This is a genomic window from Nonomuraea sp. NPDC003754 (assembly GCF_053605785.1).
The window spans coordinates 19,303-38,468 of sequence record NZ_JBSGJX010000035.1 but is presented as its reverse complement, the minus strand read 5'-3'; the positions used below and the strand labels follow the sequence as shown (position 1 = coordinate 38,468).

The 19,166-nt window shown below is 67.3% G+C and carries 16 protein-coding genes and 2 pseudogenes; 7 read left to right on the top strand and 11 right to left on the bottom strand.

The annotated features are described in order from the left end of the window. Window positions 1-423: 423 nt before the first annotated feature. Window positions 424-792 (bottom strand): hypothetical protein, encoded by a 369-nt coding sequence (locus ACWEVS_RS33655; RefSeq protein WP_452554736.1) that lies wholly within the window; start codon window positions 790-792, stop codon window positions 424-426. A gap of 280 nt (window positions 793-1,072) precedes the next feature. Then, entirely contained in the window at window positions 1,073-1,402 is a 330-nt protein-coding gene (locus ACWEVS_RS33650; protein ID WP_452554734.1) for a hypothetical protein, read from the bottom strand. 377 nt (window positions 1,403-1,779) lie between these two features. On the opposite strand from ACWEVS_RS33650, the gene ACWEVS_RS33645 reads away from it, so the two are divergent. Then, window positions 1,780-1,977 (top strand): DUF2283 domain-containing protein, encoded by a 198-nt coding sequence (locus tag ACWEVS_RS33645; RefSeq protein WP_452554732.1) that lies wholly within the window; start codon window positions 1,780-1,782, stop codon window positions 1,975-1,977. A 16-nt stretch (window positions 1,978-1,993) separates the two neighbouring features. Next, on the top strand, window positions 1,994-2,671 hold the full coding sequence (locus tag ACWEVS_RS33640; RefSeq protein ID WP_452554730.1) for a hypothetical protein: 678 nt from the start codon (window positions 1,994-1,996) through the stop codon (window positions 2,669-2,671). 378 nt (window positions 2,672-3,049) lie between these two features. Here the strand turns inward: ACWEVS_RS33640 and ACWEVS_RS33635 are convergent, their stop codons facing one another. Then, window positions 3,050-3,517, bottom strand: coding sequence for a peroxiredoxin family protein (locus ACWEVS_RS33635; RefSeq protein WP_452554728.1), 468 nt, complete (start codon window positions 3,515-3,517; stop codon window positions 3,050-3,052). A gap of 215 nt (window positions 3,518-3,732) precedes the next feature. On the opposite strand from ACWEVS_RS33635, the gene ACWEVS_RS33630 reads away from it, so the two are divergent. Both ACWEVS_RS33630 and ACWEVS_RS33625 read left to right on the top strand, forming a co-directional pair. After that, window positions 3,733-4,002: a hypothetical protein gene (locus ACWEVS_RS33630; RefSeq protein WP_452554726.1), complete on the top strand. Its 270-nt coding sequence runs from the start codon at window positions 3,733-3,735 to the stop codon at window positions 4,000-4,002. A 497-nt stretch (window positions 4,003-4,499) separates the two neighbouring features. Continuing rightward, window positions 4,500-4,950: pseudogene (locus ACWEVS_RS33625) on the top strand (transposase); the annotation flags it as partial. A gap of 244 nt (window positions 4,951-5,194) precedes the next feature. Here ACWEVS_RS33625 and ACWEVS_RS33620 read toward each other — a convergent pair. The 5 genes and pseudogenes from ACWEVS_RS33620 to ACWEVS_RS33600 all read right to left on the bottom strand — a co-directional run bounded on the left by ACWEVS_RS33620 (window position 5,195) and on the right by ACWEVS_RS33600 (window position 10,149). Beyond that, the gene (locus ACWEVS_RS33620; protein ID WP_452554797.1) at window positions 5,195-6,043 is read right to left on the bottom strand and encodes a hypothetical protein; all 849 of its coding nucleotides are present in this window, start codon (window positions 6,041-6,043) and stop codon (window positions 5,195-5,197) included. A 313-nt stretch (window positions 6,044-6,356) separates the two neighbouring features. Then, window positions 6,357-6,929, bottom strand: a pseudogene (locus ACWEVS_RS33615) (helicase HerA domain-containing protein); the annotation flags it as partial. 737 nt (window positions 6,930-7,666) lie between these two features. Next, the gene (locus tag ACWEVS_RS33610) at window positions 7,667-7,936 is read right to left on the bottom strand and encodes a hypothetical protein (RefSeq protein ID WP_452554724.1); all 270 of its coding nucleotides are present in this window, start codon (window positions 7,934-7,936) and stop codon (window positions 7,667-7,669) included. A gap of 4 nt (window positions 7,937-7,940) precedes the next feature. Then, complete coding sequence (locus tag ACWEVS_RS33605; RefSeq protein ID WP_452554722.1) at window positions 7,941-9,470, bottom strand: hypothetical protein; 1,530 nt, start codon at window positions 9,468-9,470, stop codon at window positions 7,941-7,943. 25 nt (window positions 9,471-9,495) lie between these two features. Continuing rightward, window positions 9,496-10,149: a hypothetical protein gene (locus ACWEVS_RS33600; protein WP_452554720.1), complete on the bottom strand. Its 654-nt coding sequence runs from the start codon at window positions 10,147-10,149 to the stop codon at window positions 9,496-9,498. A 313-nt stretch (window positions 10,150-10,462) separates the two neighbouring features. On the opposite strand from ACWEVS_RS33600, the gene ACWEVS_RS33595 reads away from it, so the two are divergent. Beyond that, on the top strand, window positions 10,463-11,353 hold the full coding sequence (locus ACWEVS_RS33595; protein ID WP_452554719.1) for a hypothetical protein: 891 nt from the start codon (window positions 10,463-10,465) through the stop codon (window positions 11,351-11,353). Between the two features lie 359 nt (window positions 11,354-11,712). Here the strand turns inward: ACWEVS_RS33595 and ACWEVS_RS33590 are convergent, their stop codons facing one another. Then, window positions 11,713-11,925, bottom strand: coding sequence for a hypothetical protein (locus ACWEVS_RS33590; protein WP_452554717.1), 213 nt, complete (start codon window positions 11,923-11,925; stop codon window positions 11,713-11,715). Between the two features lie 94 nt (window positions 11,926-12,019). Next, window positions 12,020-13,990: a hypothetical protein gene (locus ACWEVS_RS33585; protein WP_452554715.1), complete on the bottom strand. Its 1,971-nt coding sequence runs from the start codon at window positions 13,988-13,990 to the stop codon at window positions 12,020-12,022. 306 nt (window positions 13,991-14,296) lie between these two features. Here ACWEVS_RS33585 and ACWEVS_RS33580 point away from each other — a divergent pair, with 306 nt between their 5' ends. Further along, entirely contained in the window at window positions 14,297-14,911 is a 615-nt protein-coding gene (locus tag ACWEVS_RS33580; protein ID WP_452554713.1) for a DUF6461 domain-containing protein, read from the top strand. 81 nt (window positions 14,912-14,992) lie between these two features. Here the strand turns inward: ACWEVS_RS33580 and ACWEVS_RS33575 are convergent, their stop codons facing one another. Next, window positions 14,993-18,487: a protein kinase domain-containing protein gene (locus ACWEVS_RS33575; protein WP_452554711.1), complete on the bottom strand. Its 3,495-nt coding sequence runs from the start codon at window positions 18,485-18,487 to the stop codon at window positions 14,993-14,995. 262 nt (window positions 18,488-18,749) lie between these two features. Between ACWEVS_RS33575 and ACWEVS_RS33570 the strand changes: the two genes are divergently transcribed. Beyond that, window positions 18,750-19,160, top strand: coding sequence for a hypothetical protein (locus ACWEVS_RS33570; protein WP_452554709.1), 411 nt, complete (start codon window positions 18,750-18,752; stop codon window positions 19,158-19,160). The last annotated feature ends 6 nt before the right edge of the window (window positions 19,161-19,166 follow it).

Below are 19,166 nucleotides of genomic sequence, written 5' to 3'. Positions count from 1 at the left end.
GACCCGATGTCCAGCCAGGCCCAAGTAGCCTGCTCGGATGGATGCGACTGCCATGCTGGAGTGGCTTCTGGAGCGCAACGTGGGCGCTCTCCTTCGAGTAGACGCTGGACGAGAGGGCATACGCCCGTGGACCTTCCACGCGAGCAGCAAGCCACAGCACAACGACAGTTGGTCGGTTCGCATCGATGCAGATTCCGCTGAGGAATGCCTCCGCCGCGCTCGTAAGGCGCTCAAGCAACACGGACTCGATCTTCCCGAGTAGCCAACCCACCACAGATATGGACTCCGGCGAGGGGCTCCGGCTCCGGGGATGATCACTGTGCCGTCTGCCAGGCCGTGTCGTTCCTCCAGTTGGGGGCTCCACCTTGGCCCCGTGGCCCTGGCCCGCTTCCCCTTCGGGCGGGACGGCGGCAGGCGGGATGATCAGACGGACGGCTTATGCGCGTTGTTCTCCCAGTCGACCTCGTCGTATTCGTCGATCCACACTTCGGCGCCGACCTCCCCCAGTAGCTTGATGACGGGGGCATCCAACATGAAGCACAACGCGCCAACTCCTGGTCCGAGCAGGTCACGCGTAAGGTGCAGTTCGATCGTCGCCCCCTGACCAGCCAGCGAGGCGAGCTTGTCCACAACCCCAAGGAGGGGACCAGTTACTGCCCTGATGAGCTCCTCCAGCGAGGCCTCATTGCCGTGAGCAGATGCTTCCAGTTGCCAATCGCCAGTATCGGTTGTCTTCGAAGGCCGCACCCCTAAGGCCTCAGAGATGTCGGTGGGACTGTGCACATCGCTCATGATCCGAAGCGTTGCGCTGTGTTCGACTCTCACGGCGCATACGCTAGAAGTCTGTGCTCAGTCATGCCAGGTCGAAAGCTGGCCGTCGGGCCGTTAGCAGGCCATTATGAGGGGTGACGAGGGGTCAACCACGGTCACTCAGGACCAACTCTCTGCCCAGCACAGCGCCTCATCGGGCCGTGATCGATGCAGTTCCCAAGCTGACAGCGCGGGGTCGATTCCCGTCACCCGCTCTCAATCAGGCGGATGAGAGCCGCTGGACGCGCAGGTCAAGACCTCCCTACTCCTCCTCCTCGTAGTACCACTCCTCAATCACCCATGGCTCTTCTTTCGAGGTTCTGCGCGCGGCGTACCCACACGGAAGAGACGCGGTTTCGGCCACGCTCGGGTCGAGATCCACGACGTGAGCAACGTGGCAGATTGCCGAGGCATCCGGGTCGCTGGCGTCGGTGACGTCATCGCCAATGAGCCAGTCGTTCTCATCGTCGTGAATCACGATGAGCGCTGGCAACTCGCCGGAGATCACCGTTCTCTGTACTACGGCCCCGAGGCTGGGCGGGAACGTGTCATCGGGAAACGGGAAGGGGACGTGCCGCAGGACCTCGCTCATATCGCGCAGTCTGCCAGCTGTGTCGACGATCACAACGGCTGGGTGGGAACGCACGGCTGGTTGCCGAGGCGGGCTGGGGCGTACAAGTAAGCCAAGGCCGCGGGGCGATTTCTGGGAGCCACCTTGGGGGCCGCCCGAACGGACGATCATGAACTACGGCGGACGGAGACGCACGGCGAGGATGCCGGTAGACGAGGTGGCGGACGCCTACGCCCACGAAGATCGTTTGGGAACCTTGTCAGCAGAAGGTCAGGGGTTCGATTCCCATCGTTGGCTCTGCGCTGGAAGGCCTCTGAACAGGGAAGATCTGTTCAGGGGCTTCTCGTTTGTCAGGACAATCTTGAGAGCTTGCTAGCAGCCCTGCTGACAGGAGCCCCATGCCTCTGGAAGAGCATCCCGGCACGTGGACCTACGACCCTGAGGCGGAGGCCGCATACGTCTACCTGCGGGGTCCGATCGCGCCCGGTGGCGTGGCGCGGACGGTCACGGTGGACAGCCCGATGGTCAACCTGGGCCTGGACGAGAACGGCCGGGTAATCGGTAGCGAGATCCTCGCCGCATGGCCAGGCGAATAGGAAGGAGGGCCCTTCCGTGCTTGTAGAGCCCTCTTGCCGAGTGCTGTCACCGGAATGGTTCGCCGGGCCGGCCGAGTCGTGGGACTACAGAAATGTGATGACTCAGGTTGTCGGTACTTGTGATGCTGTACTGGTGTCGTCGGTTTCGACTGCGGTGAAGTATGAACGTACGGCAGCCATGCTGCGAGGCAGGCGTATCCGGAGGGTCGTCTACTACCCGTTGATGGTCGGGGAGGACGGTTGTGACATCGAGGAGTGGGACTTCGGGACATGGCATCAGCCCACCATGGGGGTGGAACTGTTCACCGACGATGGCGCTTCATTCTCGGCTGTGTGGGGCAGCAGCTTCGACCACTACGGGCTTGAGGTCTTTCCTGAGCCGATGACCGCTCACCTGCGGATGATCGGGGAGCCAGGCGGGTCGGCGGCGGTGGATGTGACCGACCATCCGCGCTGGTCGAGCCTGGTTGGCAGGAAACTGACCTGCGTCGACATCGCCTGGCGGGAAGAGTTGGAGGGCCTCCGGACGCCGGCGGCGATCAGGTTGTGCTCGCGGGGGAGGCCCGTGTGGATAGCCGCCGGGAGACCAGCGGCATGGCCGCCAGCCGAGGACTACTACCTGGGTACCGATGATGTCATGGTTGTCTTCACCGCCGAGTTCGCGGCCAAAGTGGGCCTCCCCTCTGTGCACTGACCCGCGACGGCTGGGAGACCGCTGTCTCGTCTCGTCGATGGGCCTGCTTCACCACCCTCTGAAAGCAGGCCCCGACCATGGTCATCAGTTGGGTCCAGTATCCGAACCGATCAGACGGCCCTCGAACACCAACCCGGTGATCTGTTCGGTCGCAACGCTCGCATGGATCTTCAGGCGGCGTTTTTGACGGCGTCGGCGAACGAGCAAGCGGCTGTCGCCGCTTGCTCGTTGACGGACGCGTCGCCGCACGCTTGTCGGCCTCCACAAGGTGACGTAGACGTCCTGCCGAGGGCCTCGGAGACGTCGTGGAGCGGGTGCCCTGTGCAAGCATCAGCGACTCGCAGGCGAGGTCGCGGCTGATCCGGGTGCCCTTTCAGATCATGTGTGGGCGCGGAGACCCTGGATGGCCGCAGCGATCCCTTTCTTGTCGTAGCCGCTGGTGGGCATGGTGGAGCCGTGAGCATGGCGGATGATGCCGCGGGAATCGATGAGGATGCTGCCTGACTGCTGCATCGAGCCGAAGACCTTTCTGCTCAAGCCGACCATCTCGTGCGGGGTGCCCTGGCGGCCCACGAGGACGGGGAACGGGACCTGGCGCTTGGCCTTCCAATCGGCCGCCTCTTGACGGTCCTCAGGAGCCGCGACAAGCACGTGAACGTCGTCAGCTGCAAACTCGTTACGACGCCGGATGAGGTCTTGGACGTGCCTGTTGCAGACCGGGCACGACGTCGACCGCATGAAATAGATCAGCACAGCATGATTGCCCTGGTAGTCGGACAGGCGGATGGCCCTGCCATCGGTGTCCTCCAGCACTACGTCAGGAGTGGGCGATCCGGTTTCGAGCATGGCGAAACTTCCCTTCAAAGGTTGTGGAAAAGCGGTCGACACAGGTCAGTCAGGCGCTGGTTGTTCCGGAGCCATGCGAGCTTTCCCCGGGCCCGTCATGTCGCCCAAGTCGAGCCGGAGCCTGATGTGGGCCAGGTGTGGCTGGGACTTGATCGCGACGTTGCAAGCCGAGCGCCTCTGCGACTCTCCGCCCCGCGTGGCCCAGGACATGTCACATGATCGATGACATCTGGCCACTCCTGGACTGCCTGCACGAGCAGTTCGGCTTCCAGGTGCCGGATGGCCGCGCCCTCGGTAGACGTCACCAGACCGGCTTCCACCTCGTCATGGCGCTTGAACATGAGCTGCACGCTCGCCGAGGAGCGGTCAGTCGCGTCTGCCTCCTGCCCTCGCTGGAACGAGATGCTGAAGAGCGCCTGCCGCGCCGCCGGCATTACGACGTCACCCATGCCATCTCCCTCCTAAGTGTGGCCATCACCTCATAGGAGGCCCCCGCACCGCGAAAGGATTCACCGAATCAGAGCTAGCCCCGCCGGGCGCACACCAAGCAGCATGCCGAGCTGCCGCGACCTCTTGTCAGGTCTGCCCCCATGCAGGGTGTGCTGTTGACGACATCGCTGACGACAACGTCGGCTTCCATCCATGCACTCCGGCAGCCGTCCGCCACCTCTGACCTCGTGTTGGCCCAGCGCTCCCGAAGCTACGGCGAGGGGCAAAGTAACTGGCCGGTAGGAGGAAAGCTGTAACCGGGGCCACAGTGCCCCGAGGGTGACGGCTCGCGTGCGAGGCAAACTCATTCTCGGTAGAGTCCAGGAGCCATTCGGGGATCTTGGAACATGCCGACTCGCGTAAGCTCTTTTGGCCTCACTCGTCAAGCCCGGGCGCTTGATCACGCACGAGTTCTGGCCCCCGCTGTGGAGCAGTTCACCGGCACGAGTTCTTGCGTCTGTGGACTCGGGGCTGCTCTCCTCGCACCTCAGCAGCGACGACCACGCGAGCGCACCAGCACGCGGCCGGCGCGCCGCACAAGGCCCCGCCGGCGTCGCCCTCGGCCGGCGGGCAAAAGGGGGAACCCGCAAGGACAAAACGGGCAATCCGGCGCTGGCGAGTCTGGCGGCCCGGCTGACGGAGGTAGTCAGACTGGGGAATGCTTAGGCCGCTCACGCGGCGGGTTCACCACGAAGATCCACCTTACGGCCGACGGCCGGTGCCGTCCGCTGTCGCTGCTGCTGACGCCCGGCCAGCACGGCGATGGCCCGCAGATGCGGGCGGTCCTGGAGCAGATCCGCATCCCCCGGATCGGGCCGGGACGTCCCCGGACGCGGCCCGACAGCGTGTCGGCCGACAAGGCCTTCAGCTCCCGCGCCAACCGGCTCTACCTGCGCGGACCCGGTTCGCCAGCTCAACGCGGCCGGCGAACCGGCACGCCTGCTCGGCCAGGCGGACCCGGTACGCAAGGCGCCTGCACGGCAGGCTCCGGCTCTGGTTGGACTATTGCGCCAACGAAGCGGAAAGTCCTGGCCGGCTTCAGAACTGACCAGGACCACATAAGCGAATCGGCGTGTTGTACAGTCAGGGCAGACTGTGGCTGCGGCGGCTACCCCAACCAAAGCCGTACCGGGCTGCGGTGAGTGGACTCGTCCCCCTCGTCGAATCTCCCCGTCAGAACCAAGAAGATCATTTGGCGATCAGGCGCAGTGGCCAGCGGCAGGGGAGGAACTCAGCCAGGGCGGACGTGAGCGCGTCGGCCAGCTCTACATCGGTCGCGGGATCGCCGAAGGCGGTCAGCATGGCGGGTGTGGGGTCCCACCTCGGGTTCCCTCCCGGCGCCTGCCACTCCGGCTCGTGCTCCGCGCACAGCCATTCCCCCGCGACGCGCGCCCTTATCGCGTCGATCACGTGCCCAGCCAGGGCCGCCGGGCTGATGGTCCTGGCCATCGCCGCCGACCGCGCCACCACGGCGTCGTCCACGGCATGAGCGAGGGCACAGTCGAGCTGTCGTTTGTTCATCGCCCGCACGAACTTGAGCAGCTCGCGGGCAGGCACCGGCATGTTCTGGCCGGTCAGGTGCGCCAGGACGGACAGCTCGGCCCACACCACCAGCCTCGGCTCATCCTCCAGGACGCGCCGGGCGGTCGCTGTCTGCCGCAGGGTGCAGGGAGCCTCGGCGCACTCGCTCGGGCAGGTCCGGCTGCGGGAGGCGACGATCTCGGCGGCGCTTGCCGTACAGGAAGGGGCCTGCTCTCGCGACGAGCCGTCGGGCATGCGGACCAGCAGCGGGAAGTCCATGCCTGTGGTAAACACGGCGGCCTCGCCGGGCGGGAGGGTCACGATGTAGGCCGACTGGGCGTCGGTGAGGTTCATAGTCGCCCCGACGGCGTCGCGGTCGTCGGCCGCGGGCAGCTGGTGGACGATCTTGATGGCGGTGTTCTTGATGACGTCCGGGACGAGCTTGGCGGGGATCTGCTCGGCGATGACCAGCCCCTCGCCGTAGGCGCGGATCTCGGCCAGCAGGGAGGCGAACATCTCCACCGCGTGGGCCGCCGCGCCCTGCTGGCCTTCGCTGCGGCGCAGGAGCCCGGTGGGCCTCTTCGATGACCGTAAGATGCCGCAGGGAGGCCAGGCGGACCCGGATGAAACCGCGGACGTTGTCGGTGATCTCCCGTCCATAGCCGATGTCGGCGACGACCTGTTCGGCGGTGCGTTGAAGGTCTTCCAAGTTGGGGTAGCGGGGCTGCACGCCCGGCGTGCGCGGTTCGCCCAGCGCCAGGTCCCAGCCGAGCTCTTGGTAGCAGCGGGCCAGCGCGGCCGAGAGCACCTGGGGGAAGGGCTCCTCGGCGGAGAACGCGGCGAGGAACAGGGCGCGCAGCAGGTCGGCGTGGGTCTGCAAGGGGAACCCGGCGGCCGGCTCCAGGGGGTTGAGGCCCGCGGCGACGGCGTCTGCCTGGCCGGGGCGGATCACGATCACCTCGTGGAGGGGGAGCCGGGCGGCCATCGCCGTGTACTCGGCCTTGGCGGGTTCCATGACCAGCCACGGGATGTTGTGGGTCGTGGCGGCCTCCAGCAGTCCGCGGATGGTGTTGGACTTGCCGCCGCCGGTGGCGCCGCAGACGAAGGTGTGCCGGTTCAGACTGGCGAAGGGCAGGAGCAAGGGGCCAGCCGGGTTGCGCTGCCGGTCCAGCACCACGCCGAGTCCGAGGCCTTTCTCCGTGTTCTCGCTGGTGACATCGAAGATCGGCGTAAGGACGTGCCGGATGCCTGGGATCTCCTGCTCGGGTGGGCAGGTGAGGGCGGCGACCAGTTCGGTCCCGGCGGCGAAGGGCGAGCCGTCCTCCACGCTCTTGATTGCTTGGGATGCGGTGCCGGGACGTAGCAGGGGCCTGAGCACATAGGGTAGACCCTCGGTATCCATCGACTCGCACACCAGCCCCGCCACCTGACGGGCGTCAGTGGCGCTGGTGCCGCCCGCCAGCAGATGAATACGCCACAGTCCCGTCGACTGTGCCTGGGCCAACTCCCGGTAGCGGTCGCGGAGTCGCTCTGTCTCCACCGCTGAGGATGGTGACTTCTCGCCGCGTGCCTGGGCACTGCGCTGCTCCAGCGCAACCTTCATGGTCATCTCTTCGAGGACGTCATCGGACACGGGTTCGGCCAGCATCAGCCAGCCGAAAGGCCTGCCCCACACTGCCAGTAGCCCATCCTCCATCGATGCTCTTCTAACTTGCCGTTCGGTGCTCTCACGCAGGAGTAGCGCGTCCCGTTTTCCTGCGATGCGACACCAGTACGGCAAGCGATCTAATGAGGCGTGGAATCCGCCGGCAACGACGTGGCCACGAGCGCCGACAGGCAACCGTAAGGAGACCGAGCCTTCTGAGCCTTCGTCGGCGATCAGCCCCGAGCCGCCGACCACGATCTCCACCGGCCCGCATGGCTCCGTTCGGAACCAGCCCATGCCGAGGGCGCCACCTTGTTGGTCTGCTGCGTGGAAGGATTGCACGAGCGAGGCCATCCGGAGTGGACGCCCGTCGAGACGCTCCTGGTTGCGCTGATAATCAAGATCCGACTCAGGTCTCGGGATCTCCAGCACCCGAAACGCGGGGATCGCCTGCAGAGAGTCCCACAACGAGCCGGAGGCAGCCGCCATCAGGGTCAACTCAGCGCGCTCCAGCGCTCGCGCAGATCCTCAATGATCTGCTGAGCTGCCTCCTCGCTCACCTCTTCGAGCTCGTCAGCAAAATTGGCATGCTCCCATTCGACAATAACTGGGGTGTGATGCCACTCCATGTCCTTGTGGAGACCTTCATCACGAAAACCGCCGCCATCGGTGTCGTCGATCGCTCGGCGTCGGACCAAGCCCACAGGTCGTTCTGACGAGATGGTGTCGTCGATCACCGCGTAGTACGTGATCTTCCCGACCATAGCTTTAGCTCCTCTTCTTTCGGTAGTCCGGAACCTCGTCGACGTGCTCGGGAACAGGAATTCTGCTGGAGACCTCAGCCTGGAAGGCGCGCAATTCTTCCGTCTCCCCGTGGGTTGTGCGTGGATTGCGCTGGCGCTCGTAAGCGCCGTGCGTGAGCTGCTTAGCCTGGAAGCTCTCGGGTGCGTGGAACTGGACCTCAAACATCTGGCCGTCCGGAGTTCTCCATCGGCTGTTGATCCCTTTGTACTCGGCGTTGCTCCATGAGTTCCGGCTGAACTCCAGCTCATAGCCGCGCTCTTCCAGACGCTGGCAGACTTCCCGGTACCCGTCCACGTAGTCGTTGTGGTGGAACTGGTACGTGTATCGAAGAGCGTCTGGAATCTTCGCCGTCACCTGCTCGACTGTTCGTTCGGCTCCGAGCGCCAGGCCTTCCGCCACCTTCTCCTTGTAACGGTCCGCGCCTTTGAGTTGGTATTCCAGTCCGACCAACTCAGCACCTGGGACGTCAGGCCTGATTTCTGTGATCGCATCGGTCACCTTGGGCCGGGCGTCGGCCACGCGGTCGTAGTGGTGGCCGGTGACGATGTTCTCCTCGGCGTTCAGATACTGCCCGCCGTCGCCACGCCAGGAGCCCGGCTCATCGCCCGTGCGATCAGCCTCGACAGCTTGCAACTTCTGGGGCCAGCGTGCCTCATGCTCTCGCCAAGCCTGCTCGAAGCGGGGGACTCGTTCGGCCCAATCAGACGAATCCGGGCTCGCGAGGTCCTCGCCATCGCGGGCCAGTTCAGCGTCCTGGTGTTCGGCGAGCGCCCGAAGCTCTTCGTAGGTCGGATCATCATCAGGGCCTGGCTCCTGCGCTTGTCCGTCCGAGGGGAGGTCGGACTCGAAGGGCTGCTCCACATCTCCTTCGGCCTGTTCGTCGAGGCCGATCTCCTCGTGCGCCGTGACCGCCTGAGGCTCTTCGTGGATGGCCCCGACTGAGGGTTGGCCCTCCGTCCCGTTCCCCTCGACCCGGCTCTCCGGATCGCCGCTGTCGGGTCCGGCCTCGGCGGCCGGGACAGCATCTCGCTCGTCGCCACCTGCGTCGAGATGCTCATACGCCGGTTCTTGGTCGTCGGTGACGGCCTGGCGTGGCTCATCCTCCACGCATGAGTTCTCTGCGGGCGGGCCGGTCGGTTGCCCTGCGGCATCCTCATCCGTCGCGGTCTCAGTGGCTAGTTCGTCGTCTTGCTGCTCGGCGAGCTCCTTCAGCTCCGCGTGAGTGGGATCGCGATCTTCGCTGAGGGCTGATCCGTCAGGCTCCGCGTGGAGCATGTCCGCAGCGTGGTACGCAGCCTCGGCGCTCTCGTTGTCATTCGCGACCAACTCGGCTTCCTGCTGATCGGCTAGTTCCCGAAGCTCCTCGTGGCTCGGGTCCGGCTGGTTTTCCTCCACCGAGTCGGCTGGCCCCTGCGTGGATGGCTGGCCTGAACCATGATCAGGCACTTCGACGGCGGTGCCGGTCTCCTCTGCGCTGGGGTCGTCGGCGCTCATGCGCGCCTCGAGCAGCGCGCCCGCCTCATCGCCAGCCCCGGGAAACTGGGCCCTGCTCCGGTCTGGACTGCGGGAGGTGAGAGCCCGACCCCCACGGCGTTGCACCCATGCTGGGTGCAGACTGCGGGAGCTGAGGCTGGGCCGGCTGCGGCACCCGCAGATCGGGCAGCGGCTCGGTGCTCACCTTCGGCAGGGTGACGATCGCGGGATTGCAGTCCGCCGAGGTGACCCGCAGACCCTGTCCGACACCGGGCTCTGCCAGGAGCAGCGCGTAATCCGGCAGGCTCTGCAGCGTGGTCGGCTCCACCGCGTACTCGTAGACCCGCTGCTGGGCGCTGGCATCCGACCAGTTGCTGCCGTCGGCGAAGGAGCGGGCGCTGGACCAGTTCCGGCTTACCGACCGGTTGCTCCCGCTGGAGAACCCGCCGCTGGCGAAGCTGCCGGACGTGCTGCTGCCATCGGTGTCGGACTGGCCGGTGGTCTCGGTTTCGGTGTGGGTCTGGTTGCCCCCCAGCGTGTGGGTCAGCGTGGACAGCACAAACCGGTGCTGACGGCCGATGAAGTCGGCCGCGCGGGTGGCCTCCTCGTGGTTGCCCAGCCGCATGAACGCGACCGCGCCGCCGCCGATCATGCCCAGCGAGGTCTCCCGCAGATGGCGGAACAGCAGCGTCAGCGGCACATGGCGGCGCTCGCAGGTGTCGGACAGGCGTTCCAGGTGGTTGCCTGGCCAGTTCGTCCGCCCCCACAACGAACACCGCCGGCGCCGGGCCTGCGGGGGTGGCGATCCGGTGCGTCAGCCACTGCACGATCAGATCGGTGAGCAACTCGGTGCCCGGCCCTCGCCCGGTGTCATTGATAGCGATGCAGGTCAGCGCAGCCTGGCCAGTCGGTGAGAACCGGCTGGCGCCCAGGGTGCGGATCGGATGCAGGTAGGACTCGATCCTGGTCAGCGCGGGGCGGATCTGAGCCCGGTAGTCTGCGGAGAACAGCCGGTGGGCGATCTCGTCGTGCTCTCGCATGGTCAAGGCCCGCAACTCGGGTTCCTCATCCAGCAGCACCCGCAGCCCCTCGGTCAGCCTTGCCATGGTCACCGTGTCGCCCAGGGCTCCGGCCAGTGCGGTGATGACACGACGGTCCATGCTGCGCTCAGAGCGGGACGTGGCAACCTGGTTCTCCCCGCCGCCGTGGATCGACTCCACGATCACGTCGATCAACTGGCCGACGTCCAGACCCTCACACAGCGCCGACTCGGCGAGCTGGGCAGGCAGCGCCTCGCTGTGCACGCGCATCCCCAGCCCGCGAGCCAAGCCGACCAGTTCCCCGCAGACGACCTCCCGGGACAGATCGACCACCAGGAGAGGCTGGTCGGCCAGTACCGAGGCGCCGTGCACGGTGAGCAGCGCCTCCCAACCCCACAGGCCACCGCCGAACACATCCAGCCGCTGGGTGGCCCGTGCCTGGGCCGAGCCCCACTCGTCGGCCCGCGCCAGCCGTACCGCCTGGGCGTGGTCATGCTCGGCCTTGCGCTGCATCCAAGCCGCATGGACGCGGGCGTGCTCGTGAGCATGGAAGCGCTCTGCCTCCTCCATCAGCCGTACAGCCGCGTCCCGCTTCTTATCGGCCGACGACCACATGAGTACCCCGGGCAGGATCGCCGAGAGCGCCAGCACGAGGAAGATGATGGCTGTCGGGGGGCCGACCCGGGGAATTCCGGCGGTGCAGCCGCTCATCAACAACAGAACCAGCGAGATTGCCCCAAAGAGCTTGACGGCCAGGCCTGTCTGCTGCTTGTACGCCATCTCTGCGAGATGCCGCTCATGAAGGACATGCGGCGGAAGCGGATTAGGGCGTGGCTCAGGTTCCCGGAACGGCTCCACGAGTAGACGTGGGTCACGAAATACCCAGCCCAGGCGACGGCCAGGGGTGAAAAGACGCATCTGTGGGGCGGGTAATCGCGCTGGTTGACTCACCGTGAGGTACTCCGCATCCGAACAGAGTGCACTGACTGATCCCGGTAACGTATTTCAACATCGATCACTCAGGTCCTGCAACCGGAGTGTCGCTTATTCTGTATGTAGGCGAATTTCGGGTGATCTTAATATCTGGATCGGAGTCCGCACGGAATCAGAGCCCAAGAGCTCCGGTGAGCGACAGTCACAGGAAGAGAGCGCGCGACGCGTCCCACTGTAGGCCCGGTGATCATGTCCAAGGGTGACGAGCTGGACCTGCTGGATGGTTACGGTCACCCCGGAGGCGGCGGCCGAGCGAGAGCCTTGGCGTACGGCTCGATGAGGCGGGCCTGGATGGCTTCGGCGATGGTGTCGATGTCCTCGATCTCGTCGGTGAAGCCGATGCCCTGCATGGTCAGGTGAAGTTCTTCGAGACCTCCACGGGCAACCTGCTCGCGGCGGAGGCGGCGGCGGGCGTGGGTCATCGCGGTGTCGATCGTGGGCACGGAACGGATGCCGGACAACGGCTACACCCGCGCCCCTTTCCTCGATCACCGATTCTCCGACGAACAGAGACGACGATCAAGGCAGAGGCGTCCACTACGGCAGGTATGAATCACCTGTGACGATTGCGCACTGAAGTTGATATCTACCCCTTACCAGCTCGTCCTCATGGGTCGCAGTGGCCTCGTAGGGGTCCTCGGTGATCTCCGGATCGAAGGCTTCCAGGTTGCCGTAGTCGGTCCACACGGGCTCCGGCTGGACGATGGCCGCCACCGGCTTGGTCAGCGGCCGGTGGCGGGGCGACTCGTCGCAGATGCGCTGCTGCGTCGCCTCCCACTCCCGCATCTCGCGGTCCTCCCGCTCTCCCTCCGCCTTGACGACCGCGGCGGCGCTCGGGCAGATCCCGGCCAGAGAGTAGGTCAGCGAGCGGACCTCGACACCGTCCGTACGCCGAACCTGCGCGAGCTCCTGCGGGTCGTTGCGGGTGTAGATGCCGCACAGCCGGTGACCGTAGGCGACCACGAAAGGGTCGGGAGCGTTCTTCGCGACCTTCAGCACGGTCGACTCGCGCACTGCGCAGACGAAGCTCCGTTCGCCGGACAGCCCGCGGCCGTCGCGCGACCGCTGGCACTCCCGCTCCGTGGTGATCTGGCCGGGCGCCTGGTCCGCCGCCGGGACGAAGCAAAGCGCCGCGACCGACGCGACCGCCGTCACGACGATCTGGAACGGGGAGCGGTCCGCCGGGCTGCCGCCGTAGAGGAACATCAGGAGGAGGGCGGCCGCGACGAAGGCGATGCTGTACCACAACGGCGAGATGCCGGAGAAGGTCGCGCCGTCCCAGGTGAAGAGGCGGAGGAAGTCGGGCTGCGCGTCGGGGTGGATGGACCAGGATTCGGCGCTGTCCTCCGCGGGCCGCGAGGGGGTGAACCTGCTGACGACCCCGACCACAGCGGCCAGGAACAGGGCGGAGACCGTGGCTCGCACCAGGCGGCGGGTCCTCCTCACCACCGCGACGAGCACCAGGGCGGCGAGGCCGCCCACCCCGATGAGGACGTCGAAGGCCGTCCACAGCACGGACGGTCCGTAGAAGCCCGCGTTCGTCTCGAAGTATGACGCGATCACGCCTCTTGGGCCGATCCAGCGCGGTACACCCCGAGCCAGGTTCACGACCGCTGGAACCGCCGGGAGCGCGACGGCCACCACCGCCGGCGGCCACCAGCGGGACGGCGCTCGGACCGGACCATCCTTTTCGAGTACGGCCCGCGCGGGCGGACTGGCGAGATCGTGGGCGGAACGAGCCTGCCAGACCGGCCCGAGCAAGCCCGCGGTGGAGTAGAGACCAGAGATCAGCCCGAAGCCGTTCCCGCCGTCGGCCAGGTACATGAACGGGTTGCCAAGCATGGGTACCAGGAGGTGCGGCAGCGTCACGGAGGCGGCTCCCACCCATACGGTGGTCCTTCCCCACCTGCCGTCCTTCGCCTGGGCCGCCAGAATCAGCACCATCCACAGGATCCACGGCAGACCGCCCAGCAGGCCGAAGGAGAGGATCCTCTCGGCGAGACGGAGGTCGAACGCGTCGGCTACGGTCCCACCGATCGCGCGCACACCGATGAACGCCCCCACCACCAGCGCGGTGACGCGCAGCGCGCGGGAGGTACGGATCAGCACGCGAGGGAACAGCAAGACGAGCGCCAGCCACGCGATGCCGTCGAGGAGATCCACCCACCACGGCGAAGGCACCACCCGGAAGATCAGGGAGGAGGCGGCGTTGAGATAGAGCGCCAGCCGCAGCCGGCGGACGGCCTCTTCGTTTCGGGACCTCTCTCCCGACACCCGTCCGCGGAGAATCTGCCACAGCATCCAGCCCTGTACCCCGCCGAGGAAGATCAGGTACAGCGCCTCCCACCATTGGAGGGTGACCGGCCCCCTCACCCACCGCAGCGCCGCGGCCCACACAAGGACCCCGCTGTCGCCTCCGGCCATCGCGATGACCCCGAGCACGACGACCGTGGCCACGTAGCCGCCGGCGACCAGCCCGGCGAGCCGGCCGAAACGATAGCGGCGCACGCGTGACTCCAGGGAGATCTAGCCGACAAATCCCTCGACCTTAGCCGGACCCGAACCGATGATCAACGGGCCGAACCCTGGTCCCACCTCGACGTAAGGAGAACGGCCAGACATGAGCGATGGCCGGCCTGTGGGCGCTGAGGTGTACCGGGCAAGAGCCGGCGAGCGGCGGCGCCGGCGACGATCGAGCTGACCACGGGAGCGAGGTTGAGCCTCGAGTGGCGGGCTGAGGAGAAGCAGCGGCTGCGCTTCTGTCGGCCCTGCTTGGGATGATCTTTCCTCGCCCTGGGTCGATGGAGGTCAAGCGTGGTCGATGAGCGGATGGCGCGTGAGGCGTACCTGCACTACCGGCGGTTGCTCGATGACAGCTGGATGGGAGAGGCCATCTGCTGGACGGTGCTCGTGCCCCACGACGGGTCTCCGTCAAGCCTCGCGGAGCTCGGTAAACGGGTGAGTGAGACGGGACACTACGAGGTCCACGAGACGGACACCTTCGAGCATGAGGAGGTGTTCATGGATCTGTCGGATGACGCGCCCTGGGCGATGCTCGTCGATCGTTCGGATCGGCATGTCGCGCTCTTCGAGTACAACGGTTTTCAGGGCGTCTATCCGCCGGTGCTTCCCCGCCTGAGCGTGGGTGGACGAGCTTACAGCGCCTACTGGAACGTCAACGGCACCAATTCCGTGGGCTTCGCCGCCGACGGGGAGATGGTGCTCTCCTTCAACGCCATGTACGCCGAAGAGGCGAGGGGGCTGCCTGGTTGGGGGTGGTGGCCGCAGGTGCAGGCGGTCCTTCCTCTTTTCGAGTGGAAGAAGGGGGAAAGCTGGCGGGCTGCCGCTCTGACGGCTGTCGAGCTCGCCACAGGAGTGAGGCTGAGCGAGGAGTGGGTCGGCGAAGCGCCGTTCTTCCTGACGGGCTGACGGAACGAGGCGGGACCCTCGTGCATGGAAAAGAGGGGCCCGCTCCTGGGTGTCATGAGTCGGGCAGGAAAGGCCGCCCCGCTAGGGCTGCCCGGCCGGGCAGATGTCGCGGTAGGGCACGTCCTTGAGGAAGGCGGCCCAGTCGGCCGGGGAGAGCGGGTGCCCGGCGCGGCGGCACACGTCCTGGACGATCCGCTCGGCACCGATCGGGATCTTGTAGACGGAACCCCAGTCGGCGGCGTAGACGGTGGAGTCGTCCGGGCTGAAGGCGAGCGAGGTGATCTGGGAGCCGTGCAGGTTGAACGCGCCGCCGAGCCGCCGCATGGTGTTGACGTCCCAGATCTGGAGGATGCCCTCCCTGGTCACGCTGGCGAGCAGATCGCCCTTCGGGGAGAAGGCCAGTTCCTCGATCTCACCCGTCGTCCCGCGCAGGACCGGCGTGAGCAGGTCCGGGCCCTTGACCGTCCACATCGCGATGCGGCCGGCCGGACCGGCGCTGAACGCCAGCCGCCCCTGGCCGCTGACGGCCACCGCCGAGGCGCCGCGTACGACATCGAAGGCCGCGTCGACCGGCTTGCCGGCGGTGGGGTCGATGAACCTGCCGAAAGTCGAGGCGAGGCGCCCGTCCGGCGTGTACGGCCCGCCGTCGATCCGCGAGCTGAAGGTGCGCACGAGGCGCCCGCCGGCGGTGTCCAGCACGAGGAGCCGGAAGTCGCCCTCCTGGGTGGACGGCTGGAGCGTGAGTGTGATCGTCTTGCCGTCCTGGCTGAAGTCGGCACGCTCGGGGTTGTTCGTGTCGGTGTGGGGCGTGGAGATCTGCCAGAGCTTCTTGCGTGTCGCGAGGTCGATCAGCCGCACGCTCGTGATGTCGGCGACGAGCATGCGTGTGCCGGTCCGGTCGAATCCCCATGCCCCGAATTCGCCGAGCGGGAAGGTCGCCACCTCCTTGCTGGCCCGCAGGTCCCAGAGCCCGAGGCGGTTCTGGTCGGGATCCTCCATCGCCGCCCACCGTCCTTCGGGACTGAGTTTCGCCACTCCCTTCCGGACATGGGTGGCGCCGGCTCTCGGCGCCAGGTCGAGGCTGATGACCATGTTGTCGTACAGGTAGCGCAGGGTCCTGCCGTCGGCGTCGAAGCGAACGTCGGTCAGCTCGTCCTCGGCCCGGTAGGTGAGGATCTGCTGCCGGTCGGCGACCTTCCACACGCGCAGCTCGCGTTCGGCGAAGGCGGCCAGGTAGTCGCCGTCCTGGCTGAAGCGCAGCCGGGCCGTGGACTTCGAGCAGATGTCGCAGGCCCAGTCGTCATCGCCCCGTTTGTGCTCGCGGCCGGTCGCCGCGTCGACGAGCGCGATCGTGGCGGCCGCGCAGGCGACGGTCTTGCCGTCCGGGGTGAAGGCCGCCACGTCCCGGTGCATGCGGCAGGGCGCCAGGCGCCGCTCAGGGGTCCAGCCCGGCAGCGCCAGCTCGTCGAAGCGGCCACCCGCCAGCAGCAGGTGTTCGCCTGTCGGATCGACGAGCGGAGCCTGCCACGGCATCGTGCCGCCTTCCGCGTAGAGAGCCTTGCCGAACTGCTTGCCGGTCGCCACGTCCAACAGGTAGACGATGTCGCCTTGGTACATCACGGTGAGGATCGACTCGTGCTCACCCCACGTCACGCCGAACTGGCCGCGTTCCGACAGGGAGCGCCGCACCAGTTGCCTGCCCGAGGCGAGGTCCCAGACGCCGAGCTCCGAACCGATGATCAGGGCGAGCAGGCGACCGCTCTTGTTGAGCGCCGGCTCCTGGGGAGTCCCGTCCTTCATCCTCAGCCCGGCCCAGCCACCGGTGCGCTTGCCGGTGCGGACGTCGTAGACGTTCACGCCGGCCTCGCTGACGCTGACGAGTGTGCGGCCGTCCGAACTGAGGGCACGGTGGGCAATGCCCTTGACCAGGGGATCGCGGAAGACCGCCGTCTCCTGCTGCTGCAGGGAGGCGATGAGACTGGATCGGGCCTCCGACTGCGGTGAGACCCGCCAGGCGGCCACGCTCAGCAGCATCGCCTTGACCGGGTCGGTCGTGCGCATCCGGTCGGCCTCCGCCGCCACCTGCTTGGCGGTGAGGATGTCGCGCTGTTCGGCGGCCTGCTGCCGCTGATAGACGGCCAGCCCTCCGGCGACCATGGCCACGACCAGCAGCCCGGCCAGCGCGATCGTGGTCAGCGTCCTGCGGCGGGTCCGCTTCCTGGTCAGCTCGGTGCCTGCCCGCAGGAAGTCCCGCTCGGCGGGGGTGAGCGTCACGTGACGGCGACCGGTCGCCGCCCAGCCGAGCGCCTGCTCCAGGCGGCTGCCCTGGAGCAGGTCGCCGTCCCGCCTGCCGTTGTCGGACCAGCGCCGTGCCGCCGCGGAGATCTGGCCCAGTACGGCCAGGCCGTCGCGGTCGGCGTCCACCCACATGCGCAGCCGCGGCCAGGCCCTCAGCAGCGCGGGCCTGGACAGGGCGACCGAGGTGTCCTTCGTGGTCACCACGTACGAGAACGCCCGCAGGATCCGCTCGACCGCCGCCGCCTCACGCTCTGGGCGCCCGCCGTACAGCTCCTCGCGCGAGGCCCACCGCCCGTTCTCGTACCCGTCCTCGTCCACGGTCACCATCCGCAGGAACACCTCGGCGGCCAGGTCGCGCTCCTCCGGCGCGAGTGCCGCGTAGGCGTCCTCCGCGATCGTGCCGAGCGCCGGATCACCCTGGTCGGGCCCGTGCACGCCCTGCGCCGAGCGGCTGCCCGCGTCCAGCAGGGCCCTGGTGTCGGCGGCGTTGCCGCTGACCAGCGCGAGCAGCAGGTCGCGTGCCGTGGGCCTGGCGGCGGGATCCTTCGCCATCGCGGCCGCCACCAGCTGGGCCAGCCGCGGCGGTAACGCCCGCAGATCCGGTGCCGAGGACAGCACCTGGTGCATCACGCCGCCCAGGTTGTCCGCCTTGAACGGATCCTGCCCCGTGGCGGCGAACACGATGACGGCACCCCACGCGAACACGTCGGCGGGCGCCCCCGCGCGCTGCCCCATGAACACCTCGGGCGCCATGTAGCTGGGCGTGCCCGAGACCTCGCCCGTCCTCGTCAGCGACATGTCCAGGGTGCGGGCGATGCCGAAGTCGATCACGCGCGGGCCGTCCGGGCCGAGCAGCACGTTGTCCGGCTTCAGGTCGCGGTGGATGACGCCCGCGTCGTGGATCGCGGTCAACGCGGTGGCGATCGCCGCTGCCAGCCGGTGGAGGTCGTCCTCGGTGAACCTGCGGCCCTCGCTCACGGCCTTGCGCAGGCTCGGCCCCGCCACGTACTCCGAGACGATGTACGGCTTGCTTCCCTCCAGGTCGGTGGCGAGCACCCGGGCCGTGCAGAACGAGGCCACCCGACCGGCCGCGGTGGCCTCCTTGGCGAAGCGCTCACGGCTGCCGCCGTCGTCCGACGCGTGCAGCACCTTGATGGCGACCCTGTGTCCCTCGGGGTCGTAGGCCTCGTACACGACTCCCTGGCCGCCCGAACCAAGGCGTCCAGCCAGCCAGTAATCCCCGATGCGCTGCGGATCCCCCGCGCTCAGTGCGTCCACGGCGCGTTAGATGAAGATTCTTCGCCCAAAGTTGTCGCATCCGACCGCCTTGCCCCGTCTTGACGCGGGAACCGTGGAGATGCCCCAACGTCGAGGAGTTCGCCCCCGAGCCCTGCGCCTCGGTCCTGGCTGTGGTCATGCGGTGGCCGGGACGCGCCCGTCCAGGCTCGGTACAAGTCATCCACAAGTCGCGATGGGCATGATCCATGCGGATGTTTCCGGGCGGAAGGAGTCAACGTTGAGCGCTCGGGGGACACCCGTGATGTTTCGCGAGAGCGCCTTGCGGCGGCTGTCGCAGGGGAGCGTCAGGCGCGAGCGGCTCTGGATGGCGTCGCGCCGGGAGCTCGCCGCCTTCTGGGCGACCGCGGCCGTACTCGCCGTGGTGCTGGCAGAGCTGGCCGTACTGCCCGTTCCCGGGCACCTGCGCGTCCCCGCCACGCTCCGCGACGGCCGAGCCGTGGCGGAGCTGCCGGAGGGCCGGCCCCGGGTCACGCCTGGGGCGCGTGCCGTACTCAGGGTGGCCGACACCGATCTCACCTGCGCGGTCCTTCCGGGCCGGAGCCGGAAGATCGTCGTGAGCTGCCCGTCGGCCGTCACGTTCCCGGCGGTGGGAGACCTCGTCCTGGAGACAGGCTCCAGCACTGTTCTGGAACAACTTCTTGTCGATCACTGATGCGAA

Bases quoted from the DNA above. Each gene is read 5' to 3' on its own strand.
- ACWEVS_RS33655 (WP_452554736.1), bottom strand. From the start codon at position 792: ATGAGCGATGTGCACAGTCCCACCGACATCTCTGAGGCCTTAGGGGTG.
- ACWEVS_RS33650 (WP_452554734.1), bottom strand. From the start codon at position 1,402: ATGAGCGAGGTCCTGCGGCACGTCCCCTTCCCGTTTCCCGATGACACG.
- ACWEVS_RS33645 (WP_452554732.1), top strand. From the start codon at position 1,780: ATGCCTCTGGAAGAGCATCCCGGCACGTGGACCTACGACCCTGAGGCG.
- ACWEVS_RS33635 (WP_452554728.1), bottom strand. From the start codon at position 3,517: ATGCTCGAAACCGGATCGCCCACTCCTGACGTAGTGCTGGAGGACACC.
- ACWEVS_RS33630 (WP_452554726.1), top strand. From the start codon at position 3,733: ATGATCGATGACATCTGGCCACTCCTGGACTGCCTGCACGAGCAGTTC.
- ACWEVS_RS33620 (WP_452554797.1), bottom strand. From the start codon at position 6,043: ATGTTCGCCTCCCTGCTGGCCGAGATCCGCGCCTACGGCGAGGGGCTG.
- ACWEVS_RS33610 (WP_452554724.1), bottom strand. From the start codon at position 7,936: ATGGTCGGGAAGATCACGTACTACGCGGTGATCGACGACACCATCTCG.
- ACWEVS_RS33605 (WP_452554722.1), bottom strand. From the start codon at position 9,470: ATGAGCGCCGACGACCCCAGCGCAGAGGAGACCGGCACCGCCGTCGAA.
- ACWEVS_RS33570 (WP_452554709.1), top strand. From the start codon at position 18,750: ATGTTTCGCGAGAGCGCCTTGCGGCGGCTGTCGCAGGGGAGCGTCAGG.